This is a genomic window from Streptomyces sp. NPDC005566 (assembly GCF_040605575.1).
Lineage (GTDB): Bacteria > Actinomycetota > Actinomycetes > Streptomycetales > Streptomycetaceae > Streptomyces.
In genome coordinates this window covers 109,058-127,375 of the sequence record NZ_JBEXDB010000019.1, presented here as the reverse complement: position 1 = coordinate 127,375, position 18,318 = coordinate 109,058, and the positions used below count along the sequence as shown (strand labels likewise).

General features: G+C 70.3%; 16 protein-coding genes. 6 read left to right on the top strand and 10 right to left on the bottom strand.

Features of this window, described 5'->3' with window-relative positions:
- Positions 1 to 151: 151 nt before the first annotated feature.
- A complete protein-coding gene (locus tag ABZS61_RS27880; protein WP_356426866.1) occupies positions 152 to 2,185 on the bottom strand; it encodes a serine/threonine-protein kinase in 2,034 nt (677 codons plus the stop codon).
- 119 nt (positions 2,186 to 2,304) lie between these two features.
- Between ABZS61_RS27880 and ABZS61_RS27875 the strand changes: the two genes are divergently transcribed.
- Positions 2,305 to 3,450, top strand: a complete 1,146-nt coding sequence (locus ABZS61_RS27875; protein ID WP_356426863.1) for a serine hydrolase domain-containing protein — start codon at positions 2,305 to 2,307, stop codon at positions 3,448 to 3,450.
- Here the strand turns inward: ABZS61_RS27875 and ABZS61_RS27870 are convergent.
- The gene (locus ABZS61_RS27870) at positions 3,447 to 5,153 is read right to left on the bottom strand and encodes a glycerol-3-phosphate dehydrogenase/oxidase (RefSeq protein WP_356426860.1); all 1,707 of its coding nucleotides are present in this window, start codon (positions 5,151 to 5,153) and stop codon (positions 3,447 to 3,449) included. The two genes, ABZS61_RS27875 and ABZS61_RS27870, sit on opposite strands and share 4 nt — an antisense overlap.
- 248 nt (positions 5,154 to 5,401) lie before the next feature.
- On the opposite strand from ABZS61_RS27870, the gene ABZS61_RS27865 reads away from it, so the two are divergent.
- Complete coding sequence (locus ABZS61_RS27865; protein ID WP_356426857.1) at positions 5,402 to 6,664, top strand: nucleotide sugar dehydrogenase; 1,263 nt, start codon at positions 5,402 to 5,404, stop codon at positions 6,662 to 6,664.
- Between the two features lie 109 nt (positions 6,665 to 6,773).
- Positions 6,774 to 7,439 (top strand): hypothetical protein, encoded by a 666-nt coding sequence (locus tag ABZS61_RS27860; protein WP_356426854.1) that lies wholly within the window; start codon positions 6,774 to 6,776, stop codon positions 7,437 to 7,439.
- Between the two features lie 84 nt (positions 7,440 to 7,523).
- Here ABZS61_RS27860 and ABZS61_RS27855 read toward each other — a convergent pair whose 3' ends face one another.
- The 5 genes from ABZS61_RS27855 to ABZS61_RS27835 form a co-directional block, all read right to left on the bottom strand.
- A complete protein-coding gene (locus ABZS61_RS27855) occupies positions 7,524 to 8,060 on the bottom strand; it encodes a hypothetical protein (RefSeq protein ID WP_356426851.1) in 537 nt (178 codons plus the stop codon).
- Between the two features lie 294 nt (positions 8,061 to 8,354).
- Positions 8,355 to 9,479 carry a GuaB3 family IMP dehydrogenase-related protein gene (locus tag ABZS61_RS27850; RefSeq protein WP_329208224.1) on the bottom strand — a complete coding sequence of 375 codons (1,125 nt, stop codon included), beginning with the start codon at positions 9,477 to 9,479 and terminating at the stop codon, positions 8,355 to 8,357.
- 104 nt (positions 9,480 to 9,583) lie between these two features.
- Positions 9,584 to 11,089 carry an IMP dehydrogenase gene (gene guaB, locus ABZS61_RS27845; RefSeq protein WP_356426847.1) on the bottom strand — a complete coding sequence of 502 codons (1,506 nt, stop codon included), beginning with the start codon at positions 11,087 to 11,089 and terminating at the stop codon, positions 9,584 to 9,586.
- 139 nt (positions 11,090 to 11,228) lie between these two features.
- The gene (locus ABZS61_RS27840) at positions 11,229 to 11,804 is read right to left on the bottom strand and encodes a sigma-70 family RNA polymerase sigma factor (RefSeq protein ID WP_056796454.1); all 576 of its coding nucleotides are present in this window, start codon (positions 11,802 to 11,804) and stop codon (positions 11,229 to 11,231) included.
- A gap of 277 nt (positions 11,805 to 12,081) precedes the next feature.
- Complete coding sequence (locus ABZS61_RS27835) at positions 12,082 to 12,693, bottom strand: response regulator transcription factor (protein ID WP_003948568.1); 612 nt, start codon at positions 12,691 to 12,693, stop codon at positions 12,082 to 12,084.
- A 423-nt stretch (positions 12,694 to 13,116) separates the two neighbouring features.
- Here ABZS61_RS27835 and ABZS61_RS27830 point away from each other — a divergent pair, with 423 nt between their 5' ends.
- On the top strand, positions 13,117 to 13,446 hold the full coding sequence (locus tag ABZS61_RS27830; protein WP_356426843.1) for a WhiB family transcriptional regulator: 330 nt from the start codon (positions 13,117 to 13,119) through the stop codon (positions 13,444 to 13,446).
- Between the two features lie 100 nt (positions 13,447 to 13,546).
- Here ABZS61_RS27830 and ABZS61_RS27825 read toward each other — a convergent pair whose 3' ends face one another.
- A complete protein-coding gene (locus ABZS61_RS27825) occupies positions 13,547 to 14,437 on the bottom strand; it encodes a LysR family transcriptional regulator (RefSeq protein ID WP_356426840.1) in 891 nt (296 codons plus the stop codon).
- An 80-nt stretch (positions 14,438 to 14,517) separates the two neighbouring features.
- On the opposite strand from ABZS61_RS27825, the gene ABZS61_RS27820 reads away from it, so the two are divergent.
- Together ABZS61_RS27820 and ABZS61_RS27815 are read left to right on the top strand one after the other, a co-directional pair.
- Positions 14,518 to 15,186 (top strand): MOSC domain-containing protein, encoded by a 669-nt coding sequence (locus ABZS61_RS27820; RefSeq protein ID WP_356426837.1) that lies wholly within the window; start codon positions 14,518 to 14,520, stop codon positions 15,184 to 15,186.
- A 54-nt stretch (positions 15,187 to 15,240) separates the two neighbouring features.
- Positions 15,241 to 16,014, top strand: a complete 774-nt coding sequence (locus tag ABZS61_RS27815; protein ID WP_356426834.1) for an SDR family oxidoreductase — start codon at positions 15,241 to 15,243, stop codon at positions 16,012 to 16,014.
- Positions 16,015 to 16,114: 100 nt separating this feature from the next.
- Here the strand turns inward: ABZS61_RS27815 and groL are convergent, their stop codons facing one another.
- Both groL and groES read right to left on the bottom strand, forming a co-directional pair.
- Positions 16,115 to 17,737, bottom strand: coding sequence for a chaperonin GroEL (gene groL / locus ABZS61_RS27810; protein ID WP_356426830.1), 1,623 nt, complete (start codon positions 17,735 to 17,737; stop codon positions 16,115 to 16,117).
- Positions 17,738 to 17,835: 98 nt separating this feature from the next.
- The gene (gene groES / locus ABZS61_RS27805; protein WP_028439209.1) at positions 17,836 to 18,144 is read right to left on the bottom strand and encodes a co-chaperone GroES; all 309 of its coding nucleotides are present in this window, start codon (positions 18,142 to 18,144) and stop codon (positions 17,836 to 17,838) included.
- Positions 18,145 to 18,318: the final 174 nt, after the last annotated feature.

Sequence of the window (18,318 nt, the reverse complement as noted above, 5' to 3'; positions counted from 1 at the left end):
GACCGCATAATCAGTCAGTTGCGGTCACTTGCTGTGCAATTGACCCATGATCCCGGCTGCGTACGGTCCATGGTCTCTCACGATACGTGGCAACGCGCGACGGTGCGGCCGGGTCGGGGCAACCCGGCCGTTCCGTTCGGCGGCGTACCGGTCAGTCCGTGGGCTTGAACGTGGCGAACGCCGTCTCCCGCAGCGCGGTGCACTCCGCACCGTCCCACTCGCTCTCCTTGCAACTGATCATGATCGAGTAGCCGTGGGTGGCGTCGGCCTTGAACCCGCGGTTGAGCACCCGGACCCGCACGCCCTGCTGGGTGCGCACGAACTCCCAGTCCGCGACGGTCGGGTAGCCGTTGAACTCGACCTTCTTTATGCCGATGTGCTTGTAGCCCTTGCTGAAGGCCTTGGTGCCGGCCACGGCCGCCGTCCAGGCAGCTGCCGCGTCGTCCTTCGGGGAGGCGTTGTAGTCGACCTGGACACGCGGGAAGCCGCCGTCGGCGTTGTAGATGCGTCCCGAGTTCCTTCCCGCTATGGCGTCGCGCCTGAAGTCCTCGGGCATCGCCATGCTGAAGTGGAACTGCTTGTCGGTGACCTGCTTGAACCCGGCGGGCACGGCGTCCGGGGCAGGTGCGTCGGTCTCCGGATCGGGCGACGGCTTGCCGGTCGCCTCGCCCTGGCCCTCCTTCCGGCCCTCGTCGTTCTTGGCGCCGTCCTTGCCCTTGCCCGAGTCGGTGGCGCTGTCGCCACCGGCGGCGGCGCCTGCCGACGCGGCCTTGTCGCTCCCGCCGACCGTGCCACTGCCCTTGTCGTCCTTGTCGCCGTCGCCCAGGGTGAGCGCGAGGACCGTGCCGAGGACGGCGAGCACGACGACACCGGCGATGACCGCCAGGGTGCGGCGCGGCACGACGTCCGTGAGCGAGGCGCGGGCCGGTGCGGTGGACGGGCCTCCGGGCCGGTGCGGCGCTGCGGCGGGCCCGGAGGCCGATGCCGTGGCGGTACCCGCGGCGGGCGGTACGGCCGGCGCCTGCGCGGGCACCGGCGGAACAGCCGTGCCCGCGGCCGCTGCCGGCGCCTTCGCGTTCCGTACGGACCGCAGCGCACCGCGCAGCCGGTCCCGCGCGCTCTCTCCCGGACCGTTCGCGGCCGTGGCCGCGTCACCGGCCGGGGGCACCGTGCCGGTGGCCCCGCCCGATGCCGCGCCTGCTGCCGTGCCCGCCACGGGCGCGGCTGCCGCTCCGGCCGCCTTCTTGTTTCCGCTCTTCGTGCCGATACTCCCGGGCAGTGCCATGACCTGCGTGGAATCGGCCGGCGGGGGCACCGGACGCTCCGGCTGCTCGGGAGCATTGATCACACCGGTGAGCAGGGCTCGTGCCCCGGCGTCGTCGAGCCGCTGCTCGGGGTCCCTGGCCAGCAGGCCGTAGATGACCTCCTCCAGCGGACCCGCGTTCTTCGGCGGGTCGAGCGGTTCCGTCATCACCGCTGTCAGCGTGGCGATGGCCGAGCCCTTGTCGTACGGGGGACAGCCCTCGACGCTCGCGTACAGCAGTCCGCCGAGCGACCACAGGTCGGCGGGCGGGCCGGGCTTGTGCCCGCGGGCACGCTCCGGCGAGATGTACGAGGGAGCGCCGACGAGCATGCCCGTCGAGGTGACGGAAGGGTCGCCCTCGACCTGGGCGATGCCGAAGTCGGTGAGCACGACCCGGCCGTCGTCGGAGATCAGCACGTTCGACGGCTTCACATCGCGGTGCAGGATGCCCTCGCGATGCGCCGACCGCAGCACGTCGAGGATGGCCAGGCCGACCTCCGCGGCGCGCTTCGGCGTCAGCGTCCCGTCCTCACGGATGGCCTCGGCGAGCGACTTGCCCTCGATGAGCTCCATGACGATCCACGGCCGGTCGTCCTCGTCGACCACGTCGTAGACGGTCACGGCGCTGTTGTTGCGGATCCTCGCGATCGCCTTCGCCTCACGCAGGGTGCGCGTGATCAGACGCCGCTTCTCGTCGTCGTCGATGGCCGAGGGGAACCGCAGTTCCTTGACCGCGACCGTGCGTCCCAGCGTCTCGTCGGCAGCACGCCAGACCGTGCCCATGCCGCCCCGGCCGAGCACCGCCCCGAGCCGGTACCGCCCCGCGAGAAGACGTCCGTCCTTGTCCCGTTGGGGCTCCCGTGACTGCTCCGCCTCCGACATGCGTCCCCTCTGCGATCAACCCGCCCTGGCAGAGCGTTCATTGTCCCTCACCCCGGGACCGGCCATGGTGCCGGGTCCTTGGTCGGCCATGATGTGGCCGGAGGAAGGAGCCCCCTGCCATGCCGACACTCAGGGCGATGCTCGCCGCCCCGGTGGTGCTGGCCCTGCTCGCCCTGGGAACGGCGAGCCTGCCCAGCGAACCACACCTCACGCCCGCATCCTCCTCCCTTCCCCGGCTCGTCGTCGAGGGCGACGCCCCCGCGGCGGCCTTTCTGTCCCGCCGCGACTCCCCCGCACCACGGGAGACCTACCGTTCCGCCGGAACCGGGATCCGGCCCGGCGACCGCTTCCGGGCAGGCAGCGTCACGAAGACATTCGTCGCGACGGTGGTCCTCCAACTCGCCGGGGAAGGCGCGCTGCAGCTGTCCGACACCGTCGACACGCATCTGCCGGGCCTCATACACGGGCACGGCAACGACGGACGCCGCATCACCCTGCGCGCCCTGCTGACCCACACCAGCGGTCTCTACGACTACACCGAGGCCCTGCCCGCCACGGACCCCGCCGTCACGGGCGCTGCCGGTCCGTCCGCGCAGCCCCTCACGCCGGGCACCGCGGTCCGCACCGCCCTGACCCGTCCCCCGATGACGGCGCCCGGCACGTTCGCGTACTCCAACACCAATTACGTCCTGCTCGGCCTGGTCGTTCAGCGCGTCACCGGACACCCGTACGCCACCGAGATACAGCGCCGCGTCCTCACGCCCCTCCGGCTGACCGGAACCTCGTTCCCCGGTGCCCGGCGGGCCCTCCCCTCCCCGCACTCCCGCGGCTACCACCGCGTCCCCGGTGACGGCACGCTGCGCGATGTCACCTCGGCCGGCCCACGGACGGCCGGCGCGGCCGGGGAGATGGTCTCCACGCTCGCCGATCTGACCCGCTTCTACGCGGCCCTGCTGGGCGGCCGTCTGCTGCCGCCCGCCCAGCTGGCCACGCTGCTCGACACCCGCACGGCACACGGCTTGTACGCCATGGGCATCTACCCGCAGAAGCTCTCGTGCGGCACCACCGTCTGGGGGCACAACGGGCACATCACCGGAAGCTACGTACGGGCCGCCGCGACGCGCGACGGCCGGCACGTCCTCGTCCTCCGGGCGAACACGGACACGCTGTCCGATCCGGACCTCGAACCGGACCTGCTGGACGCCGAGTTCTGCCGCCCGAAGTCCCCCGGGTCAGGAGCGGCGGCCCTGCGGGGGAGGTTTTAGAGGGGGACGATGTCCGGTGCCCCCAGCCGAGCCGCGTCCGCGGTCAGGTCATCCGGCTGGCGCTGCGACTCCCGCTCGGCCTCCACCCGCTTGCGGTAGTGCTCCACCTCCCGCTCGACCTGGTCCGTGTCCCAGCCCAGCACCGGTGCCATCAGGTCCGCGCACTCGCGCGCACAGCGGGTGCCCCGGTCGAACGTCTCGATGGAGATCCGGGTGCGCCGCGTCAGTACGTCGTCGAGGTGGCGGGCGCCCTCGTGCGAGGCGGCGTAGACGACCTCGGCCCGCAGGTAGTCCTCGGCGCCGGCCAGCGGCTCGCCCAGCGAGGCGTCACCCGCGACCAGGTCGAGCAGCTCCTCGGCCATCGCGCCGTAGCGGTTGAGCAGGTGTTCCACCCGGGCGACGTGCAGCCCGGTCCGGGCGGCGATCCGCGCCCGCGCGTTCCACAGTGCCCGGTAGCCCTCGGCGCCCAGCAGCGGGATGTCCTCCGTGACACAGTCGGCGACCCGCTGGTCCAGTCCGTGCACGGCCTCGTCCACCGCGTCCTTCGCCATCACGCGGTAGGTCGTGTACTTGCCCCCTGCGACGACGACGAGTCCCGGCACCGGGTGCGCCACCGTGTGCTCGCGCGACAGCTTGCTCGTCGCATCGGACTCACCGGCCAGCAGGGGCCGCAGTCCCGCGTAGACGCCCTGGACGTCATCCCTGGTCAGAGGGGTGTTCAGGACGGAATTGACGTGTTCGAGCAGATAGTCGATATCGGCGCTGGACGCGGCCGGGTGCGCCTTGTCCAGGTCCCAGTCGGTATCCGTCGTGCCGATGATCCAGTGCCGTCCCCACGGGATCACGAAGAGCACCGACTTCTCGGTCCGCAGGATCAGCCCGGTCGAGGAGTGGATGCGGTCCTTGGGTACGACCAGATGGATGCCCTTCGACGCCCGGACGTGGAACTGTCCGCGCTCACCGATGAGCGCCTGGGTGTCGTCCGTCCACACACCGGTCGCGTTGACCACCTGCTTGGCCCTGACCTCGTACTCCCCGCCGCCTTCGACGTCCTGCACCCGGGCGCCGACGACCCGCTCCCCCTCGCGGAGGAAGCCGATCACCCGCGCCCTGTTCGCCACGTGCGACCCGTAGCCCGCGGCCGTGCGCACCAGCGTCGCCACGAAGCGGGCATCGTCCATCTGGGCGTCGTAGTACTGCAGGGCGCCGACCAGGGCGTCCTTCTTCAGGGCCGGCGCGACCCGCAGGGCACGGCGGCGCGAGAGGTGCCGGTGCACGGGCAGGCCCCGGCCGTGCCCGGAGGACACCGACATCGCGTCGTAGAGCGCGACGCCCGAGCCCGCGTACAGCCGTTCCCACCCCTTGTGCTGCAGCGGATAGAGGAACGCAACGGGCTTCACCAGGTGCGGGGCCAGTCGCTCCAGGAGCAGCCCCCGCTCCTTCAGCGCCTCCCGCACGAGCGCGAAGTCCAGCATCTCCAGATAGCGCAGCCCGCCGTGGATCAGCTTGCTCGACCTGCTGGAGGTCCCGGACGCCCAGTCGCGCGCTTCGACGAGCCCGGTCGAGAGCCCTCTGGTGGCCGCGTCCAGCACCGTCCCGGCGCCGACCACGCCCGCTCCCACGACCAGTACGTCCAGTTCGCGCTCGGCCATCGCGGCGAGCGCCGCGGTGCGCTCGGCGGGTCCCAGTGTCGCTGTCCTCACTGCTGCCTCCCGGTAGATCGGGGTGGTCCGGCACGGGAGCGGGGACCGGCCGCGAGGCCGGGCACCCGTGCCCACCATCCGATTCTGTCCGCGGACCACGACTTCAGCCACCGCCTGTGGACAACACCCGGTCGACGAGAGTCACAGAATGCGACATATAGGTCATATTTACGCCTAGTCTGACATTGCGCTGTCCCCAGCAGTTGCACTTTCTGTCTTCTTGGTCTTAGGGAAGGACGGCCCTCGACATGCCCGCCGACCTCGCTGTCATCGGACTCGGTCACCTAGGCCTGCCCCTCGCCCAAGCAGCCGTCGCCGCCGGAATCCACACCGTCGGCTACGACACCGATCCCCGCCCCCACGCCGAACTCTCCGCAGGCCGTACACCGGTCGAGGGGTCCCTCAGCGCCTCCGACATCCGGCGGATGCTCTCGGGGGGATTCCGGCCCACCGCCGACCCGGCCGAGCTGGGCCGGGTCCGCACCGCCGCGATCTGCGCCCCCACCCCGCTGGGTCCCGACCGCACCCTCGACCTCGGCGCCGTGACCGACGCGGCCCGGGCCCTCGCCGCCCGGCTGCGCCCGCACACCACCGTGCTGCTGGAATCGGCCGTGCCCCCCGGGACCACCGAGAACGTCGTACGGCCGCTCCTGGAGGAGGGCTCCGGGCTGCGCGCCGGACGCGATTTCCATCTCGCGCACTCCCCCGGCCGTCTCGATCCCGGCAACCGCACCCATGTCTTCGCCAACACCCCCAAGGTCATCGGCGGCCTCACCCCCGCCTGCACGGAGTCCGCCGCCGCCTTCTACGGACGGCTCACCGACAAGGTCGTCCGGGCACGCGGGCCGCGCGAGGCCGAGATGACGAAGGTCCTCGAAACCAACTTCCGGCACGTCAACATCGCCCTGGTCAACGAGATGGCGGTGCTCTGCCACGACCTCGGCGTCGACCTCTGGGACGTCATCCGGTGCGCCGAGACGAAGCCCTTCGGCTTCCAGCCGTTCCGGCCGGGCCCCGGCGTCGGCGGCCACGGCGCCCCCGTGGACCCCGGCTACTTCCCGTACAACAGCCGTACCCCCGGCCACCCGCTGCGCATGGTCTCGCTCGCCCAGGAGATCAACGACCGGATGCCGAGTTACGTGATCCAGCGCTGCGCCACCCTGCTGAACGAGCACGGCAAGTCCGTCCGGGGCGCGCGGGTGCTGCTGCTCGGCGTCACGTACAAGCCGGACCTCGCCGACCAGGAGGCCTCCCCCGCCCGGGAGATCGCGACCCGGTTGATGGACATGGGTGCGCAGATCGGCTACCACGACCCCCACGTCCTGGACTGGCGCGTGCGCGAACTGCCGGTTCCGCGCGCCGACTCGCTGTACGAGGCTGCCGCCGGTGCCGACCTGACGGTGCTCCTCCAGCAGCACCGCACGTACGACCTCCAAGGCCTCGCCGTGAAGGCCCAACTCCTCCTGGACACCCGGGGAGCCACCCCGGCGGGGGCTGCCCACCGGCTGTAGTCCGGCACGGGATCCAGCAGAATTCCGCTGGGCCGTGTCGGGGTGGGCTGCTAGCCTGCGGCGTCACTTCTCGCACAGCTGTGCGCATCGCCCCAGGGGGAGCACCACCATGAGCCATCCCGTACCACCGAACCAGCAGCCGCACGACGGGCAGCCCGTCAGCGGCAACCCGTACGCGCAGCAGCCCGGCGCCCCCGTCGGCGACCCGCAGGCGGGTCAGCAGCCCGGAGCTCCGACGGGCAACCCGTACGCCGGTCAGCAGCCCGGCGCCCCGACGGGCAATCCGTTCGCCGGCCAGGGCGGTGTTCCGTACGCCCCCGGCCCGCCGCCGGCCCCGGCCCGCAACAACGTCGGGCTCGGGATAGCCGCGGGGATCGCCGCCGCGATCGTCGGCGCCCTTGTCTACGGTGGCCTGATGCGTGCCTTCGCCGACGAGGACGGCAGCTACACCCAGATCGGCTGGGTGGCCCTCGGTGTCGGCGCCCTCGTCGGATTCGCCCTCGGCAAGATCGGCGGTCGCAATCCGATCCTGCCGGTCATCGGCATCCCGCTCGCCCTGGCCGGCGTCTTCCTCGGCCAGCTCTTCGGCTTCGCCCTGATCATCAGCTGGTGGTCGGAGGCCGGTCCCGACCCGGTGACAGCGATGGAACTCCTCACCACCCGGCTGAGCGATCTGGTCGAGGTGTGGAAGGAGGAGGCGGACTTCATGACGGTCGTCTTCCTCGGCGTCGCCGGCTTCGAAGGCTTCGCCCTGACGAAGAAGGCCGCGGCCTGAGGCTGCCACCGAGTCCGGGTGAACCGGTACACGCCGTCACCTGCGAAGGGGCCCGACGCACTGTGCGCCGGGCCCCTTCCCCGTCTACTTCACGGAGTGCTTGTACTCGTAGCCGACTGCCTTGAGGGCCGTTCCCTTACCGACCCGCTTGCCGTCGAACTTGCCGTACGCCTCGAAGGAGTAGGCCTTGTAGACCGGATACGCCTTCAGGGTCCCGAACTTGTTCTTCGGCACGGTCCAGCTGCCGGACATGCTCTTCGTCCGCGACTTGGTCACGTCGAAGCCGACCGCCGCCGATACCGGGCCGGCGGTGACGTCGAACGAAGAGCTCTTGGTGTTGCTCACCGTCTCCATGTTCGTGAGCGTGAGCGTCATGGGGCCGCGCCCCTGGACGACCGCGATGTAGTTCTTGCCCGTCCGCAGCCCGAGGTACTTGACCTTCTTGATGTTGCACAGGTTGTGGGCCTTGGGGCGGCCGAACTCGTCCTTGTACCGCGCGGCGCAGCTCTTCTGGGCAGCGGAGCTCGGTCCGGCTGCCATGCCCAGGGATCCGGCCACCAGGGCCAGGATCACGATGGAGCTGCGGCCCGCACGGACCGGCGAAAACGCACGCTTGGTCAAAAATCCCCCTTGTTTCCCGTCGTCCCGACGACCGGGACGACGGTCGTGTGCGGCCGACGGCCTCGTGTTCCCCCAAGACCGCCGGTCGTCCTGAACGGGATCGAGCCTATCGATCTTGGGGAGCGGGTCCCCTCCTGAGCCGTATTTCTTGATCAAGATCTGAGCCTTCGGCCGTGCCGGCCGTCGCCAAGCACCCCGGGCACCCCGGGCACGGGAGAGGAACTGCGTTCGGGCATGGGAAAGGGGCCCGGAGCACCGACCGGTGCTCCAGGCCCCTTCCGCGTCCGAACCGTGTCAGCGGCGGTGCTGCGAGTCCGCCACCGTCACCTCGACGCGCTGGAACTCCTTGAGGTCGCTGTAGCCCGTGGTGGCCATCGCCCGGCGCAGCGCGCCGAAGATGTTCATCGAGCCGTCGGGGTTGTGCGAGGGGCCGGTGAGGACCTCCTCCGTCGTGCCGACGGAGCCCAGGTCGACCAGCTTGCCGCGCGGCACGTCCTCGTGGACGGCCTCCATGCCCCAGTGCCGTCCGCGGCCGGGCGCGTCCGTCGCACGGGCCAGCGGGGAGCCCATCATCACGGCGTCCGCACCGCAGGCGATCGCCTTGGGCAGGTCGCCGGACCAGCCGACACCGCCGTCGGCGATCACGTGCACGTAGCGGCCGCCGGACTCGTCCATGTAGTCGCGGCGGGCCCCGGCCACGTCGGCGACCGCGGTCGCCATCGGGACCTGGATGCCGAAGACGTTGCGTGTGGTGTGCGCGGCGCCGCCGCCGAAGCCGACGAGGACACCGGCCGCGCCGGTGCGCATCAGGTGCAGGGCGGCGGTGTACGTGGCGCAGCCGCCGACGATCACCGGGACGTCCAGCTCGTAGATGAACTGCTTCAGGTTGAGCGGCTCGGCGGCGCCCGAGACGTGCTCGGCGGAGACCGTCGTACCGCGGATGACGAAGATGTCCACGCCCGCGTCGACCACGGCCTTGGAGAACTGCGCGGTGCGCTGCGGCGAGAGCGCCGCGGCGGTGACGACGCCGGAGTCGCGCACCTCCTTGATGCGCTGCCCGATCAGCTCCTCCTGGATGGGGGCGGAGTAGATCTCCTGGAGCCGCGGGGTGGCGGTCTCGACGGGCATCTCGGCGATCTCGTCGAGGAGCGGCTGCGGGTCGGCGTGCCGGGTCCACAGCCCCTCGAGGTTGAGGACGCCCAGGCCGCCCAGCTCACCGATGCGGATGGCGGTCTGCGGGGAGACCACCGAGTCCATGGGAGCGGCCAGGAAAGGCAGCTCGAAGCGGTAGGCGTCGATCTGCCAGGCGATCGAGACCTCCTTCGGGTCACGGGTACGACGGCTCGGCACGACAGCGATGTCGTCGAACGCGTATGCCCGCCGACCGCGCTTGCCGCGCCCGATCTCGATCTCAGTCACGATGATGTGGCCTTTCCTCTACGTCTGCGCTGACCAGTATCCCCGACACACACATGAGGGGCGGTCCCGGGAACCCCGGACCGCCCCTCACCTGCACTGATGCGTTACTTCCTGCTGTAGTTCGGCGCTTCGACCGTCATCTGGATGTCGTGCGGGTGGCTCTCCTTGAGACCCGCCGAGGTGATCCGTACGAAGCGCCCGTTCGCCTGGAGCTCCGGGACCGTCCGACCGCCGACGTAGAACATCGACTGGCGCAGACCGCCGGTGAGCTGGTGGACGACCGCGGACAGCGGGCCGCGGTACGGGACCTGGCCCTCGATGCCCTCGGGGACCAGCTTCTCGTCGGAGGCCACGCCCTCCTGGAAGTAGCGGTCCTTGGAGTACGAGCGCTGGTCGCCCCGGGTCTGCATCGCGGCGAGCGAACCCATGCCGCGGTACGACTTGAACTGCTTGCCGTTGATGAACAGCAACTCGCCCGGGGACTCCTCGCAGCCCGCGAGCAGCGAGCCGAGCATCACGGTGTCCGCGCCGGCCACCAGGGCCTTGGCGATGTCGCCGGAGTACTGGAGGCCGCCGTCGCCGATGACCGGGACGCCGGCCGCCTTGGCGGCGAGCGATGCCTCGTAGATCGCGGTGACCTGCGGGACGCCGATGCCGGCGACCACACGCGTGGTGCAGATGGAGCCGGGTCCGACGCCGACCTTGATGCCGTCGACTCCCGCGTCGATCAGCGCCTGGGCGCCGTCGCGGGTGGCGATGTTGCCGCCGATGACGTCGACACCGGACGCGTTCGACTTGATCTTGGCGACCATGTCGCCGACGAGCCGGGAGTGACCGTGCGCGGTGTCCACGACGATGAAGTCGACGCCGGCCTCGGCGAGCGCCTGCGCCCGCTCGAAGGCGTCGCCCGCGACACCGACGGCGGCGCCGACGAGCAGCCGGCCACCCTTGTCCTTCGCGGCGTTCGGGTACTTCTCGGCCTTGACGAAGTCCTTGACGGTGATGAGGCCCTTGAGGATCCCGCCGTCGTCGACCAGCGGAAGCTTCTCGATCTTGTGGCGGCGGAGAAGCTCCATGGCGTCCACGCCGGAGATGCCCACCTTGCCCGTGACCAGCGGCATCGGCGTCATGACCTCGCGCACCTGGCGGCCGCGGTCGGACTCGAAGGCCATGTCGCGGTTGGTGACGATGCCGAGCAGCTTGCCCGACGCGTCGGTGACCGGGACACCGCTGATACGGAACTTGGCGCAGAGCTGGTCCGCCTCGCGCAGCGTCGCGTCCGGGTGCACCGTGATCGGGTCGGTGACCATGCCGGACTCTGAGCGCTTCACCAGGTCGACCTGGTTGGCCTGGTCGGCGATGGAGAGATTGCGGTGCAGAACACCCGCGCCGCCCTGCCGGGCCATGGCGATCGCCATGCGCGCCTCGGTGACCTTGTCCATCGCGGCGGAGAGCAGCGGGATGTTCACCCGCACGTTCTTCGAGATGTGCGAGGAGGTATCGATCTGATCGGGCGCCATGTCGGACGCGCCGGGCAGCAGCAGCACGTCGTCGTATGTCAGCCCGAGCGTCGCGAATTTCTCGGGCACTCCGTCGACGTTTGCAGTCATGACACCTTCCCCAAATGGCCTTGATCGGTGCGGATGTCCATGCTAACGGGCTCGCGGGGTGTCTCATTCCACGATCAAGATCACCTGGCGGTTTCGTGGCTTCGTACAGAACGGCTGGTGCCGTCCCGCCCCCGCCCGACTACTGCCCCGCGAGAGCCCTCAGTCTGCTCAGCGCGCGGTGCTGGGCGACCCGCACCGCACCCGGGGACATCCCGAGCATCTGTCCGGTCTCCTCCGCGGTCAGTCCGACCGCGACCCGCAGGACCAGCAGCTCGCGCTGGTTCTCCGGGAGGTTGGCGAGAAGCTTCTTGGCCCATGCGGCATCGCTGCTGAGCAGCGCACGTTCCTCCGGGCCGAGCGAGTCGTCGGGCCGCTCCGGCATCTCGTCGGAGGGCACGGCCGTCGATCCGGGGTGCCGCATCGCGGCACGCTGGAGGTCGGCGACCTTGTGGCCCGCGATGGCGAAGACGAAGGCTTCGAAGGGTCTGCCGGTGTCCTTGTACCGCGGCAGCGCCATCAGCACCGCGACACAGACCTCCTGCGCCAGGTCCTCCACGAAGTGGCGAGCATCACCGGGAAGCCGGTTCAGCCGGGACCTGCAGTACCGCAGGGCAAGGGGGTGGACATGGGCCAGCAGATCGTGAGTGGCCTGTGCGTCGCCGTCGACGGCACGGTGCACCAGAGCACCGATCACCGTCGTCTCGTCGTCGCGCATCGGACCATGGTGCCCTGACGCCGTCCGATCCGCGGCATCGCGTCCTGAGTTGTGCACCGAAGCGTTATGAGCGGGTGCGCCGGATGTCATGTCCTGCGCCCTCCCCTTCCGCTCGACCGAATCGTTCCCGAGGAACTCCACATCTCAAGGATGCGTCATCGGCCGGGAAGCGTCACGCACCGCTGGTGGGAGGGCCCGGCCGCAGGTCCGCCGCCACCGTCGTCCCGTCCGCGGGTGGGCGGACGGGATCGCCACGGCTACCGGCCGCACCGCGGCATCAGCGGACCAGCCCCCAGCGGAAGCCGAGCGCCACGGCGTGGGCACGGTCCGAGGCGCCGAGCTTCTTGAACAGCCGCCTGGCGTGGGTCTTCACGGTGTCCTCGGAGAGGAACAGCTCACGACCGATCTCCGCGTTGGAGCGGCCGTGGCTCATGCCTTCGAGCACCTGGATCTCTCGCGCGGTGAGCGTGGGCGCCGCACCCATCTCGGCGGACCGCAGCCGGCGCGGGGCGAGCCGCCACGTCGGATCGGCGAGCGCCTGGGTCACGGTCGCCCTCAGTTCGGCGCGCGAGGCGTCCTTGTGCAGATAGCCGCGTGCCCCCGCGGCGACCGCGAGAGCCACCCCGTCCAGGTCCTCGGCGACGGTCAGCATGATGATCCTGGCCCCGGGGTCCGCCGAGAGCAGTCGCCGGACCGTCTCCACACCCCCCAGACCGGGCATGCGTACGTCCATCAGAATCAAATCCGAACGGTCGGCTCCCCAGCGGCGGAGGACTTCCTCGCCGTTGGCCGCCGTCGTCACACGCTCGACGCCGGGCACGGTCGCAACCGCGCGGCGGAGCGCTTCTCGGGCAAGCGGGGAGTCGTCGCAGACGAGGACGGATGTCATGACTGTCCTCCGCAGCTGATGCGCGTCACCTTGAGCCTCCAGGCTGATACAAGTCGTCACCTGTGCGGTTGACCCCCTCGGACATCTGCCCGAGCTCGTTGTCCGTCAACCACTTCCGCCTTCTCAACGATGGTCACTCGAAAGAGTTACGGGTCGAAGGAACCGGTTCGGCACTCTAAGTGAGGGGCCGGGCACGGAGGAGAACGGCGCGGAGTCATTCACCCGTCAACCGTTGCCTCACCCCTCAGCGTGCCCCATTTAGCGGGTTTTCTTCCCTTTTGCTGGCGTCTGTGGCTAGATTCGCAATCAGTCATATTTACATCTACTAACACCGTAGATGTACGGTCGGGACTCCGGTCACCGACGATCCATGACGGTCGAGGACGCCGTTTCCGACTCAGCAAGGTTTCGAGGGGACACGCAATGGCAGATTTCTCCCGCCTTCCCGGACCCAACGCAGATCTGTGGGACTGGCAGTTGCTGGCCGCCTGCCGCGGGGTCGACAGCTCCCTGTTCTTCCACCCCGAAGGGGAACGCGGGGCGGCACGGAGCGCCCGCGAGACCTCGGCGAAAGAGGTCTGCATGCGCTGCCCGGTACGCGCCGAGTGCGCGGCACACGCCCTGGCGGTACGAGAGCCCTACGGCGTCTGGGGCGGCCTGACCGAGGACGAGCGCGAGGAGCTGATGGGCCGCGCCCGCAACCGCCTGATCTCGGCCCACCCGGTCGCCACCCAGGGCCCCGGACACACCTGACACCCGCTACGAATCGGTCGGCGCAGAAACGTTTCTTCGCACCTGCCGCACCCCGCCCGGACGCAGCGCACCGGGTGCGACGGGCGTCGGCCGTGCCCGCTCAGCGCGCGGCCGCCAGGGACAGCTGATCCAGGGTGGCCGCCACCGCCGGGACCCGGGCCAGGTCAGGCAGGGTCAGCGCGACGATCTCCCGCTCCACGGCCGGCTCCACCATGACGGTGCGGGCCCCCTTGGGGCGTACGGACTCGATCGCCAGCTCCGGCAGGACCGCGACGCCGAGCCCCGCCCCGACCAGGCCGATCACCGCCGGGTAGTCGTCCGTCGCGAAATCGATCCGGGGGGTGAATCCGGACGCCTCGCAGACCTCCACCAGCTGACGCCGGCATCGCGGGCAGCCCGCGATCCACGGCTCGTCGGCCAGCTCGCCGATGCCCACCGAGTCCGCCCCCGCCAGCCGGTGCCCCTCGGGCACCAGGCCGATCAGCCGGTCCGCGAGCAGCGGGCGCACCACCAGGTCGTCCCACTCGCCGCCGGTCACCCCGTAGCGGAACGCCAGCGCGATGTCGCAGTCCCCGTCGCGCAGCATCTCCACCGACCTCGGCGGCTCGGCCTCGACGAGCGAGACGCGGGTGCCGGGGTGCGCGGCGCGCAGGGCCGCCAGGGCCCCCGGCACGAGGGTGGAGCTCCCGCTCGGGAACGAGACGAGCCGGACCCGGCCTGCCCGCAGGCCGGCGATCGCGGCCACCTCCTCCTCCGCCGCGGTCAGGCCCGCGAGGATGCCGGACGCGTGGCGTACCAGCGCCTCGCCGGCCTGGGTGAGCCTCATCTCGCGTCCGGTACGGATCAGCAGCGGGGTGCCCGTCGAGGACTCCAGGGCCTTCATCTGCTGGCTGACGGCGGGCTGGGTGCAGCCCAGGTCGCGCGCGGCGGCGGAGAACGAACCGGTGGTGGCCACGGCGCGCAGGACACGGAGATGACGGGCTTCGATCACCCCTCAACCATAAGCGAGTCTTGAGGTATCAGCTGATTTATCATGAACATCTTTGAGGGTCGAATGGTTAGCGTGTACACATGAAGCTGCTGACTGTGAATCTGGGACGTCCCAAGGCCTCCGAGCACACCCAGAGCCCCGGCGGGGTCACGGGGATCGACAAGCGCCCGGCCGACGGCCCCGTACGGGTCTGCGACCCCGGCCCCAAAGGCACGGGCGCCAGCGGTCTGGCCGGTGACACGGTCTGCGATCTGCGGTTCCACGGCGGCTCCGACCAGGCGGTGTACGCCTTCGCCCGCGAGGAGCTCGACACCTGGGAGAAGGAGCTGGGCCGCACCCTGCCCAACGGCACGTTCGGCGAGAACCTGACGACCCTCGGCCTGCCGGTGAGCACCGCCAGGATCGGCGAGCGCTGGCTGGTCGGCGGCGAGCTGCTCCTGGAGGTGACCTCGGGCCGCATTCCGTGCCGTACGTTCGCGGGTCACCTGGGCGAGAAGGGCTGGATCGGCCGGTTCACGCGTGAGGCGGCCACCGGCGCCTATCTGCGCGTGATCGAACCGGGGACGATACGTTCCGGGGACCCGGTCGCGATCGTGCACCGCCCGGACCACGAGGTCACCGCCGCTCTGCAGTTCCGGGCGGTCACGACCGAACGGGGGCTGCTGCCACAGCTGTTGGCCGCCGGGGACGCACTGCACCCGGAGGCACTGCGCCAGGCCCGGGAGTACGCGGCGAAGAACGGGTCATGACCACCACCCGGGCGGATGAACGGCCCGCGGTCACCGGGCACTAACGTGCCGCGTATGACGACTGCACTGATTACGGGCGCGACGGCGGGGATCGGGGCCGCCTTCGCACGGCGGCTCGCGGGTGACGGGCACAATCTGGTGCTGGTGGCGCGGGACACCGAACGGCTGCGGGTCCAGGCCACGGAGCTGCACGACCGGCACGGCATCGAGGCTGAGGTCCTGAGGGCCGACCTGTCCACGGACTCGGGCATCGAGGCGGTCGAGGCGCGCCTGGGTGACCGCCAGAACTCCGTGGACCTGCTGGTCAACAACGCCGGGTTCGGCAACAAGGGCCGCTATCTGGACGTTCCCATGGCGGCCGAGCTGACCATGCTGAAGGTGCACTGCGAGGCCGTGCTGCGGCTGACCTCGGCCGCGGCGGCCGGGATGCAGGAGCGCGGGCGCGGCGGGGTGGTCAACGTGGCCTCCGTGGCCGCCTTCCTGCCCCGGGGCACGTACGGGGCGTCGAAGGCGTGGGTCGTGCAGTTCACCCAGGGCGCGGCCAAGGACCTCGCGGGTTCGGGGGTGCGGCTGATGGCCCTGTGTCCCGGCTTCGTGCGGACGGAGTTCCACGAGCGGGCCGGCATGGGGACGGGCAACATCCCGGACTGGATGTGGCTCGACGCGGACAAACTGGTCTCGACGGCCCTGGCCGACCTGGCCCGGGGCAGGTCGGTGTCGATTCCCGACCCGCGGTACAAGGCGCTGATGGGCCTGGTGAAGGTGGCGCCCCGGGGCCTGCTGGGCGGGGTGACGTCCCGCGCGGGCCGCACGTACGGCCCCAAGTAGCGGGGCGGCCGGGGCAGTTCCCCGGCCCGCGACCGCGAAACGGCCGAGGCCCGGTGCCCCCGCGACGGGGGTACCGGGCCTCGGCTGCGTACGGGACGTACTAGTGGGAGTGACCGTGGCCGTGACCGGCGTCGGCCTCTTCCTCGGCCGGCTTCTCGACGACCAGGGTCTCGGTCGTGAGCAGCAGCGACGCGATGGACGCGGCGTTCTCCAGGGCGGAGCGGGTGACCTTGACCGGGTCGATGACGCCGGCCTTCACCAGGTCGCCGTACTCGCCGGTGGAGGCGTTGAAGCCCTGGCCCTTGTCGAGCTCGGCGACCTTCGAGGTGATGACGTAGCCCTCGAGGCCCGCGTTCTCCGCGATCCAGCGAAGCGGCTCGACGGCGGCGCGGCGCACGACCGCGACACCCGTGGCCTCGTCGCCGGTCTTGCCGAGGTTGCCCTCGAGGACCTTGACGGCGTGGACCAGAGCGGAGCCACCACCGGAGACGATGCCCTCCTCGACCGCGGCGCGGGTCGCGGAGATGGCGTCCTCCAGACGGTGCTTCTTCTCCTTGAGCTCCACCTCGGTGGCGGCACCGACACGGATCACGCACACGCCGCCGGCCAGCTTCGCGAGGCGCTCCTGGAGCTTCTCGCGGTCCCAGTCGGAGTCCGTGGACTCGATCTCGGCCTTGATCTGGTTGACGCGGCCCTTGACGTCGGCGGACTCGCCGCCGCCGTCGACGATGGTCGTGTCGTCCTTGGAGACGGTGACGCGGCGGGCGGTGCCCAGCACGTCCAGACCGGCCTGGTCGAGCTTGAGGCCGACCTCCTCGGCGATGACGGTCGCACCGGTGAGGGTGGCGATGTCGCCGAGCATGGCCTTGCGGCGGTCACCGAAGCCCGGGGCCTTCACCGCGACGGCGTTGAAGGTGCCACGGATCTTGTTGACGACGAGGGTGGAGAGCGCCTCGCCCTCGACGTCCTCGGCGATGATCAGCAGCGGCTTGGAGCCACCCGCCTGGATGACCTTCTCCAGCAGCGGGAGCAGGTCCTGGATGGAACCGATCTTGCCCTGGTGGATCAGGATGTACGGGTCGTCGAGGACGGCCTCCATACGCTCCTGGTCGGTCACCATGTACGGGGACAGGTAACCCTTGTCGAAAGCCATGCCCTCGGTGAACTCGAGGTCCAGACCGAAGGTGTTGGACTCCTCGACGGTGATGACACCGTCCTTGCCGACCTTGTCCATCGCGTCCGCGATGAGCTCGCCGACCTGTGCGTCCTGCGCGGAGAGCGCGGCGACGGCGGCGATGTCGGACTTGTCGTCGATCGGTCGGGCGGTCGCGAGGAGCTCCTCGGACACGGCCTTGACCGCGGCGTCGATGCCCTTCTTCAGGGCTGCCGGGGACGCGCCCGCGGCGACGTTGCGCAGCCCCTCGCGGACGAGTGCCTGGGCCAGCACGGTGGCGGTGGTGGTGCCGTCACCGGCCACGTCGTTGGTCTTGGTCGCCACCTCCTTCACCAGCTGGGCACCGAGGTTCTCGTACGGGTCGTCGAGCTCGACCTCGCGCGCGATGGTGACACCGTCGTTGGTGATGGTGGGAGCGCCGAACTTCTTGTCGATGACGACGTTGCGGCCCTTGGGGCCGATCGTCACCTTGACCGTGTCGGCAAGCTTGTTGACGCCGCGCTCAAGGGCGCGACGGGCGTCCTCGTCGAACTTCAGAATCTTCGCCATGGGCTGTACTTCCCTCTCGAACGAACTGCGCCCCTCGCCGCCCGGCTAGGTATTTCGCAGGGGGCCAGGGGCGCAGAACACAAGCAAACGTGGGTGAATTACTTCTCGATGATCGCGAGCACGTCGCGAGCCGAGAGGACGAGGTACTCCTCGCCGTTGTACTTCACCTCGGTGCCGCCGTACTTGCTGTACAGAACGACATCGCCGGTCTTGACGTCGAGCGGAAGGCGCTCGCCGTTCTCGAAGCGGCCCGGGCCCACGGCCAGGACGACGCCCTCCTGGGGCTTCTCCTTGGCGGTGTCCGGAATGACCAGGCCAGAAGCCGTGGTCTGCTCGGCGTCGAGCGGCTGGACCACAATGCGGTCCTCGAGCGGCTTGATCGCAACCTTGGAGCTGGTGGTCGACACGATCCGGTCTCCCCCTTCGGAGATCTCACGGGGTTTAACAGTCTGTGGTCGGCGACCAGGTCGATCCGTCGTCGCGGGTGCCGGACCTGCCCTGTCGCGCAGTGGTGCTGGCACTCTCCAGTGGGGAGTGCCAGGCCTGAGACTATGACCGCGATTAGCACTCGGTCAAGCGGA